Source organism: Streptomyces sp. NPDC104309 (genome assembly GCF_055584025.1).
Genome location: NZ_JBVJMV010000133.1, coordinates 1 through 1,959 on the forward strand (window position 1 = coordinate 1; position 1,959 = coordinate 1,959).

The following is a 1,959-nucleotide window of genomic DNA, read 5'->3' on the forward strand; positions in this document are numbered from 1 at the left end:
GGCAGCGCAGTTTCACCACACTGCGGAGAAGGTGCGGCGCTGGGGACCAGCTTGCCCTTAATTCATGGCGCGGCGTGCCGGGAGGAGGGAGGCCGCTCGCCTGTATCTGGGAGCGCAGCAGCGGGTATGCCGACCTCATCGCCGGTGGCTGCTGCAGATACCGGGCACGGTCGGCCGAGCGGTGGACATGGCCGGGAGCGCACAGGTGCTGGAAGCCCAGCACCGTCACGTGAGGCTGCTGCGCCGTGCGATATCTCGGCCTCGTGTCAGTGAACCACCATGGGATATACCGCACCGTGACAGTGAGCCCCGCCGCCCGTGTCACCTCCATGTCAGCAGCGGACAGTCCCTCACCCTCACCGTGACCAGCGAAAAGACGGCGGAAAGTAGCCGACAGCGACTGCCGACCACTCCACTGACACGAACCCGGCACATCGCACGCAACTCCTCCGCCAGCGCGGTGAAGACCATCGCCTCGAAGTGCTTTCGGACGAACTGCCCGGTCCGGGTCTTGTCGACCACCGCCTTGCGCCATCGTGCACGTCGTTGTTCCTCAACCCCCGATCAGTGGGGAACAGTCTCTCGCGCTCTCCGTCCCACAGGAACGTATGGACAGCTGCCGCGTCACTGGCCGGCCCGGCTCCGCGGATCCGCGATCTCCCGGTAGCGGGATGCCTCGGGGCAGCGGATGCGGTCGACAACCAGCTCACCCTTCGGGGATGATCGGCCGCCATGCTGAAGAACAGAGCCGCGGTGCTCACCCTGATAGGCGCCCTGCTGATCTCAAATGTCGTCCTGCTGACGTTCCTGGTCGGGACCAACCCGTGGTCCAGTGATGTTGCGATAGGCAAGGCCGCCCCCCGCGGTGCGATCATCGCCCTTCCTTCACTCAAGAGCGGGGAAATCCTGGCCGCGAATCGGTGGCCGGACGCGTGCTCGTTCGTGCGCAAGGAGGAAATCGAGGCGATCTTCCCTGGCGTCAAGGACATCCAACAGGAGAGCCACCCGATCACTGCCTTGTCGATCAAGGAATTCGCTGCGCACCCTTCGTGGAAAGAGGGTGACCGGTCCGAGTCCGGCCGGTGCCTCTACAGCATGCGCCTTTCGGGCGAGACCTACCGCTCTACCCTGTTCTGGCTCCGCATCGAGGCCGTGGCCGACCCCAAGTTGATTGCCGGCTACGTCGATCGTCTCGCGTCTGGGACCAATACCCCGGGGGCGGCAGGCGCGGATCGCTGTGTCATCACCGATCTTGCCGAGGGAAGTTGGAACTGCCGCAAAGGCCCGCTGCTGTTCACCGTAGGCGGGCAGACCACCGTGACTTTCAAGGGCACACCGGCCCCAGCACCCTTCGTCTGGCGGGACGACGTGCTCCCTAAGTTCATCAAGACCATCACCGCGAAGATCAAATAGCTTCCCCGGGAACGGCCCGGCCGTGGCAGCGAGGGGACTCCCCGCAGTTCGAGCCCGTGCTGAAGAAGATCCGGGTGCACCGGCTGGGGCCCGGCAGACCGCGTACCCGACCCGATCGCGTGCGTGCCGACAAGGTGTACGCGTCCCGCAGGAACCGCGCTTACCTGCGCAAACGCGGGATCCGCTGCACGATTCCGGACAAGACCGACCAGGTTCGCAACCGCAAGAAGCTCGGCGCCCGCGGTGGTCGGCCGCCGAGGTTCGACAAGATCGACTACCGGGGGCGCCATGCGGTGGAGTGCGGCATCAATCGCCTCAAGACGCACCGGGCGGTAGCCACCCGCTACGAGAAACTCGCCGTCCGCTACGAGGCCACTGTCCTCGTAGCGGCTATCAATGAGTGGCTGTGAGCCGCATCTTCGCAATTGACCTGGTGGCCCTTCACCGATTCTCCGCCTCGAATGCCTGGGCGACGGCGAGGCTGTCCTCGTAGACATGGTGCCGGGTGACAAGGCTGTCTTCGACGGTGAGATGCAGAGCGAACCG

General features: G+C 65.2%; 1 protein-coding gene and 2 pseudogenes. 2 read left to right on the forward strand and 1 reads right to left on the reverse strand.

Annotation, left to right across the window (positions count from 1 at the left end; translation table 11 throughout):
• Window positions 1–732 precede the first annotated feature (732 nt).
• Both ACZ68L_RS46810 and ACZ68L_RS46815 read left to right on the forward strand, forming a co-directional pair.
• Entirely contained in the window at window positions 733–1,413 is a 681-nt protein-coding gene (locus ACZ68L_RS46810) for a hypothetical protein (RefSeq protein WP_469591022.1), read from the forward strand.
• Window positions 1,414–1,439: 26 nt separating this feature from the next.
• Window positions 1,440–1,823: pseudogene (locus ACZ68L_RS46815) on the forward strand (transposase); the annotation flags it as partial.
• A 31-nt stretch (window positions 1,824–1,854) separates the two neighbouring features.
• Here ACZ68L_RS46815 and ACZ68L_RS46820 read toward each other — a convergent pair.
• Window positions 1,855–1,959, reverse strand: a pseudogene (locus ACZ68L_RS46820) (nuclear transport factor 2 family protein); the annotation flags it as partial.